At 34.2% G+C, this 6,569-nt stretch carries 6 protein-coding genes; 3 read left to right on the top strand and 3 right to left on the bottom strand.

Features of this window, described 5'->3' with window-relative positions; translation table 11 throughout:
• The first annotated feature begins 147 nt into the window (after nucleotides 1–147).
• Genes CKF59_RS02365 through CKF59_RS02355 form a run of 3 tightly spaced genes read left to right on the top strand, consistent with a single transcriptional unit; the run spans nucleotide 148 to nucleotide 3,063 of the window.
• The gene (locus CKF59_RS02365; RefSeq protein ID WP_119534382.1) at nucleotides 148–897 is read left to right on the top strand and encodes a (Fe-S)-binding protein; all 750 of its coding nucleotides are present in this window, start codon (nucleotides 148–150) and stop codon (nucleotides 895–897) included.
• Nucleotides 897–2,336 carry a LutB/LldF family L-lactate oxidation iron-sulfur protein gene (locus CKF59_RS02360; RefSeq protein ID WP_119534381.1) on the top strand — a complete coding sequence of 480 codons (1,440 nt, stop codon included), beginning with the start codon at nucleotides 897–899 and terminating at the stop codon, nucleotides 2,334–2,336. Before CKF59_RS02365 ends, CKF59_RS02360 begins: the two co-directional genes overlap by 1 nt.
• Nucleotides 2,329–3,063 (top strand): LutC/YkgG family protein, encoded by a 735-nt coding sequence (locus tag CKF59_RS02355; RefSeq protein WP_119534380.1) that lies wholly within the window; start codon nucleotides 2,329–2,331, stop codon nucleotides 3,061–3,063. The genes CKF59_RS02360 and CKF59_RS02355 overlap by 8 nt, the downstream gene beginning before the upstream one ends.
• A 36-nt stretch (nucleotides 3,064–3,099) precedes the next feature.
• On the opposite strand, the gene CKF59_RS07850 is transcribed toward CKF59_RS02355, so the two are convergent.
• The 3 genes from CKF59_RS07850 to CKF59_RS02340 are packed head-to-tail and all read right to left on the bottom strand — an operon-like array spanning nucleotide 3,100 to nucleotide 6,313.
• Complete coding sequence (locus CKF59_RS07850) at nucleotides 3,100–4,221, bottom strand: GNAT family N-acetyltransferase (RefSeq protein WP_222985498.1); 1,122 nt, start codon at nucleotides 4,219–4,221, stop codon at nucleotides 3,100–3,102.
• An 11-nt stretch (nucleotides 4,222–4,232) separates the two neighbouring features.
• Nucleotides 4,233–4,865 carry a dCTP deaminase gene (gene dcd, locus CKF59_RS02345; protein WP_119534379.1) on the bottom strand — a complete coding sequence of 211 codons (633 nt, stop codon included), beginning with the start codon at nucleotides 4,863–4,865 and terminating at the stop codon, nucleotides 4,233–4,235.
• Nucleotides 4,866–4,867: 2 nt separating this feature from the next.
• Nucleotides 4,868–6,313, bottom strand: coding sequence for a methyltransferase (locus CKF59_RS02340; RefSeq protein ID WP_222985496.1), 1,446 nt, complete (start codon nucleotides 6,311–6,313; stop codon nucleotides 4,868–4,870).
• Nucleotides 6,314–6,569: the final 256 nt, after the last annotated feature.

The following is a 6,569-nucleotide window of genomic DNA, read 5'->3' as shown; positions in this document are numbered from 1 at the left end:
TTATAATAAGATCGTAATATTTTTTTAAATGAAATTTACTGAGTTATCCCCCTATTAACTCTAGTAATTTTCGTAAAACTAGTTTAGAAAATAAGTAGAAGAAAATTCGCTTATCTAATACTATAAATTATCTACTTAGGAGACTATATGCGTGTTAATCTTTTTGTAACATGTATTGGTGACGTAGTTAAGGCTAATACCTTAAAAAAAACAGTTTTACTTTTAGAAAAATTAGGTTGTGACGTAATTTTTCTAAGTAGTCAAACTTGTTGTGGTCAACCAGCATTAAACTCTGGTTATGTTGATGAATCAAAAAAAGCAGTTAAAAACTTAATTAAAACGTTTGAAGAAAACGACTATCCAATCGTTGCGCCTGCAGGTTCTTGTATCAATTCAATGAAAAAATACAAATACCTTTTTGATGAAAACGACCCTTGGCGTGAAAGAGCAGAAAAATTTGGTGACCGTTGTCATGATTTAACAGACTTTATCGTTAATACTTTAGGTGTTACTGATGTAGGTGCTAAACTTGAAGGAAAAGCGGTATATCATGCTTCTTGCTCATTATGGAGAAAACTTGGCGTTGTAGAAGAACCATTAAAACTTTTACGTTCTGTACAAGGATTAGAACTTTTAGATTTCGAAAATAGTGAAACTTGTTGTGGTTTCGGTGGTACTTTCTCAGTGAAAATGGCTGAAGTTTCAGGAGAAATGGTTACCGAAAAAGTTGAGCATATTGTAAATGCAAACCCTGATTATGTAATTGGTGCAGATTCATCATGTTTAATTAACATAGGTGGACGTTTATCACGCGAACATAAGCTCGACCATATTAAAGTATTACACATCGTTGATGTACTTGTTACCGACGAAGAACTTGAACAGGCAGGTTACTAATTATGAGTTTAAAAACATCTAATCTACCGTTAAAAGAGCGTCTAAATAAAGAAGTCCATAATGAAGTTTTACGTCGTAACCTGATTAAAGCTCAAAATGTAATTGGGGCAAACCGTAAAAAAATGATGGACGAGTTAGGTCATTTTGAACAATGGCGTGAATTATCACAACAAATTCGTAACCATGTAATCGGCAATATTGATGGCTACTTATATCAATTATCTGAAAAAGTAGTGCAAAACGGTGGGCATGTTTACTTTGCTAAAACTGCGGAAGAAGCTACTAATTACATTTCTAATGTTTGTCGAGCAAAAAATGCGAAAAAAGTAGTTAAATCTAAATCAATGGTAACTGAAGAAATAGGTTTAAATGAAGCTTTACAAGCATTGGATATTAAAGTTTTAGAAACCGACTTAGGTGAGTTCGTATTACAAATTGTTGGAGACCGTCCTTCGCATATCGTGGTTCCTGCGATTCACTTATCACGTACCGAGATTAGACAAAGATTACATGATACTTTAGGATACGAAGGTTCTGAAACTCCAGAAGAAATGACAGCTTTTATCCGTAAAACTTTACGTGAAGACTTTTTAACTGCTGATGTAGGGATTTCAGGTTGTAACTTTGCGATTCCTGAAACCGGAACCTTATGTCTTGTAACTAACGAAGGTAACCTAAGACTAGCGACTACTACCCCAAAAACTCACATTGCGGTAATGGGGATGGATCGTATGGCTCCAAATTTTGAAAACGTAGATCCTCTTCTAACTCTATTACCACGTTCGGCAGTAGGTTCACGTTTAACTTCATATAATACTTGGTTAACTGGTCCACGCCTTGCTGGTGAAATTGATGGTCCAGAAGAGTTCCATCTAGTAATCGTAGATAATGGACGTTCAGACCTCCTTACTTCTGAGTTCAACGAAATGTTACGTTGTATTCGTTGTGGAGCATGTATGAATATTTGTCCAGCTTACCGTCAAATTGGTGGACATGGTTATGGTTCTATTTATCCAGGTCCAATGGGAGCGGTATTAACTCCAATTCTAGGTGGTTATAAAGAGTTCCATGAACTACCAAATATTTGTTCTCTTTGTACTGCTTGTGACTCAGTGTGTCCAGTAAAAATTCCTTTATCTTCACTAATTCTCAAACACCGTGAAAATATTGCTAAATTAGGTTATGGTAAATCTTCAGAACGCTTAGCAATCCATGGTTTCACTTTTGCAAATAACCATCCATTTATTTGGGATAAAATTGTACGTACCGGAAATAGCTTACTTAATAGCTTCTCTCATACTGACAATACTCCACGCGGTTTTGCAAATGTTGCTGTAGTTAAAGAATGGACCAAAGCTCGTGATTTACCACGTAATGAACACTCAGAATCATTCCGTAGCTGGTTCAAAAAGCATAAGGAGAACCGTAAACATGGATAAAAACAATCGTGATGAGTTTCTAAAAAACCTTGCCTTAAAATACGGTAGAGAAGTTAAAACTACTCCAGATCCAATTCCTGAATGGGTAGTAAACTATCCTAGAACTCGTTTAACCGATATACCTAGAGATCAATTATTAAAAAACTATATTGATTATTGTAAAACTGTCGGCATAGATATCCAGGTTACTACCCCTGAAAATCTCGCTCGTACCATGGTAGAATTAACCACGAGCTTTACTGATGGGAAAATTATCCTTAACGATGACCAACGTCTTCATGATGCAGGCATTACCCAAGGATTAATTGATAAATTTGGTAATCAAGAGATTTGGGTTTGGGATGCTACTAAAGGAAGGGCAAATCTTGCTTTTGCGGCTACCGCAAATATTGGAATAGTTCATGCTGAGTGTGGTTTAACTGAATCAGGTTCTATAGTCTTAGAATCAAGTCCAAAATATGGTCGTTCAGTTTCTTTACTCCCAAAATATACCATTGTGGTATTAAAATCATCAACCGTACTTCCACGTATGCACCAGTATGCCGTGGAATTAGATAAAAGAGCATTAAAAGGTGAAAGAACACCTTCAGTAGTTAATATAATTTCAGGTCCATCTTCTACCGCTGATATTGAGTTAATTAAAGTTGTAGGGGTGCATGGTCCAGTAGGAATTACCTATGTTATAGTTGACGATGAAGGTTCATGTGCTTCTCTTACCCACGCTTAAATCGTAAAAAAGACATGGCAAAATGCCGTGTCTTTTTTATTCTAATAACAATTGATAAATTAATGCATCTTCAGCTTGTCCATTTAAGGAGTTGCGATAATAAGAGTATCTTTTATTGATTAATCTAAATTTATTTTTTTGGTATAAGGCAATTGCTGGAGTATTACTTTCTCGAACCTCTAATAAGTAATTTGTGGTCTCTTGCCAACGACCAAAAGCAAACATTAGATCTAAGAGTAATTGAGCAAAACCACATTTACGAAAGTCTGGATTTATCGTAATGTTATCTAGATTTAACATTTCAAATTGAGCCTCAAAACAAATAAATCCTACCAGCTGATTTACTCCTAACTCCTGTTGATAAAATTTTTTATTTACCTCACCTTGAAAATTATCCCATGCCGGTATTAACCAAGCTCTTTCTCTTACCTGAAGTAATTTTCCTTCTAACACCAGAAGCGTAACCTCTAAAACCTCAGCTAAATAAGTTTGCACAAAATCATAAAATAACTCAAACTCGACCTCTAGCATTTGTTTAATGATCTTAAACTCTAATTTATATTCTCGAGCTATCACCTTAAAAGCTTTTTGGTAAAGTGAGCTTTGCCAAAGTTGCCAAAGTTGAGGAGATATTTGAACAAAGCTTAAATCTAGATCTACTTGTTGCTTCCAAATTTTTAACAACTCTTGCCAACTCTTAGCTAAAGTTCTTTCTTGCTCTGCGAGTAATTTTAAATCCACTTGAGGACTAACCTTAGGAGGAGAATTACGATAGGTATAAAGATACTTAGCAAAATCTTCGAGAGAAGATTTTACATTATTACTACTTAATGCTGACTTAAGTTCACGTTTATAAAGCCAAGTTGGACCTTGCTCTTGGAGATAAGGAACAAGTTCAATAACTACGCCAAATGCTCCTCTTTGATAGCTAAGCTCGTTACTTTCAGGATTTACTTTTGCTCCGTAATAGGCAAAATTATCCGCTTGCCAAGGATCAAGATTTTCTGCGAGATCTAGAGCTACTAAAGCTTGTACATCACATCCTAATACAGGTCTCAGAGCTAATTGATATTTTTGCTCTATATATACAGGTAAAAGATGAGTAAACTCATCTTTTATCTGTAATTGTAAATAATTTAAATAGCTTTTTAAACTCATATCTAGCTCTGCTAATCTTTATTTAATTGCTGATTCTGACTTATTAATGAAATCGGATCATCATTATCATTGGCAATTCTCGAAGACACTGCAGAATCTTGATATTTATACTTAGCATTTTCACGCTTAATATATGGTTTTAAAGCTGGAGCTGATAAAGGCTCAAAGCTAATCGCCCCAATTTTCATTTTTGGACGTAGAGCTAAAGGCACCTTCCCTTGATTAGAAAACTCAAGAACAATTCTTCCCGACCAACCTGGATCTATACGGTGTGCGGTTACATGCACCATTAAGCCTAAACGAGCTAGAGATGAACGTCCGTCAAGCCAAGCGAGAAAGTTATCAGGAACAGTTACTGACTCATAAGTACAACCTAGAGCTAATTCACCCGGATGTAAGAAGAACATTTTATCATCTGCAATATAAATTTCTTCTGACATTAATTCATCTAACTGTGCTGCTAAGTCTACGCTCGAACCTCCTAAATCAACGTAAGGAATCTTTTGGCTGGAAAAAACTCTAAAAGTATTTCCTAAAGAGAGGTCTACCGTAGCTCCAGCAATACGCTCATTACTTGGTCGTGGTTCAATTTTTATTGTTCCATTATCCAAATACTCAATAATATCTTTATCTGCTAAACGCATAGTTAAATCCTTGCCAAATATACGGTAAAACCATTTGCTTTGGCGATTATATTTATATTAGAAAAATATTTAGTTAATATCTGCATATAAGGTAACCCTGAGTTTGCTACTAAACGCAAAGCTCCCTGCGGATGTAATCTTTGTCTTGCCTGAGCGATAAGATTCTCAGTTACTCTAAAGGTTACTTCATTACCTTGATGAAATGGAGGGTTACTTACAATTTCACGATAAAAAACTGCAGGCATACCATTAGCTAAAGCTTGCTCAAGAGAATCTGCAGCTTGTAAATTAAAATTTACTTGTTCTTGTGCTAACTCTTGTAAATTTAAACTCGAGCAAATAAGTGCTGGAGCATGTACTTCAATTAAATCCCAATTTTGTTTAACTTGAGGATTAGTTAATTTACTTTTAAATAAGCTCGCTAGATATTGACTAATTACTCCAGCCCCTGAAGCATAATCTAAAAAATTTAAATTTGGATTGGTTACTTGAGGATCAAATTCTTTATTATAATTTTGGAATAGTTTATGTAAATGTTGATTATGCTCTGCTCCAAAATCTTGGTAGGTCTCAAGTAATAATTTTGTCCCTAAATCTAAAGCGTCTGAACTAAATACTCCAGGTAAAGTAACAATTTTTCTTGAAGCTAAGGAAAAATCTGTATACTTACTCTTTTCTAAAAGTTTTTGACTTGGTTCTAACTCTGCACTCGAGTAGAATAAACGACATCGAGCTACATTATCTAACTGTCTTACTGGCGTAGCTAAAAGAGATTCAATGGTTTTAATTCCCGAATCATTAGTACCTACAAAAAAGATTTTTACTTGACTTAAATCTAAATCTTCAAGTTGCTCTTTAGCAGCCTTAATCTCTTGGACTAGGTTAAGAAACTCTTCTTTACTCTTTGGCCAAAAAACTACTAAGTTAGTAGCCTTGGTGAGTTTCCACAACTGAGCTAAAGGACTAGGTTGTAAATCAACTTTATCTTTACCTACTCTTAGAGGTAATTGCTCCAAACTCTCGATTAAATTTAATTGTTGTTCTTGCCACTTAGAACTAAGCTTTTCTTGTACTAAATTTAAATCTGTACCGTAAGCAAAGTAAATACTTTTTTGTTTTAAAGTTTGCCCTTGACTTAGCGAAAAAATACTTTCTTTTTCTAGATTTAAAGGTAATTTAAAACTTTCTTTTTTATGATCTAAGATATTTACATTATCTTTATTTAAAATTAAATTCGCCCAAACCTTGTAGCCCTGACGTGCAACCAGTTGCACCGCATGCAATAAAGTGTAAGCTTGGTTAGTATAAACAGCAAATGTATGTTCAGCAGGAACTAACTCAAGGAACTCATGCACAAGATCGGTTTCTATAGCTCCAAGAAGAATAGTTCCACTTCCTTGGGCAAAGTAAACTTGGTTTCTTTGTAATATTTTATTTAATTTACTCATACTCATATTAAAATCTACACTTGCTTTCTATTCTACTATATATCACTGATAAAAACTAGAAAAGGAAAGAATTTTAGTTCCATAAATTTAATCCATAAATCTACTAGATTCCATAAATTGAAAACATAAATCTATTAGATTCCATAAATTAAACACATAAATTTACTAGATTCAATAAATTAAAAGCATAAATTTGCTAGATTCAATAAATTAAAAGCATAAATTTGCTAGATTCAATAAATTAAAAGCATAAATT

It is taken from the genome of Psittacicella gerlachiana (assembly GCF_003585965.1).
GTDB lineage: Bacteria > Pseudomonadota > Gammaproteobacteria > Enterobacterales > Psittacicellaceae > Psittacicella > Psittacicella gerlachiana.
This window is presented reverse-complemented; position numbering and strand designations above follow the sequence as displayed.

Bases quoted from the DNA above. Each gene is read 5' to 3' on its own strand.
- CKF59_RS02365 (WP_119534382.1), top strand. From the start codon at position 148: ATGCGTGTTAATCTTTTTGTAACATGTATTGGTGACGTAGTTAAGGCT.
- dcd (WP_119534379.1), bottom strand. From the start codon at position 4,865: ATGCGTTTAGCAGATAAAGATATTATTGAGTATTTGGATAATGGAACA.
- CKF59_RS07850 (WP_222985498.1), bottom strand. From the start codon at position 4,221: ATGAGTTTAAAAAGCTATTTAAATTATTTACAATTACAGATAAAAGAT.
- CKF59_RS02340 (WP_222985496.1), bottom strand. From the start codon at position 6,313: ATGAGTAAATTAAATAAAATATTACAAAGAAACCAAGTTTACTTTGCC.
- CKF59_RS02355 (WP_119534380.1), top strand. From the start codon at position 2,329: ATGGATAAAAACAATCGTGATGAGTTTCTAAAAAACCTTGCCTTAAAA.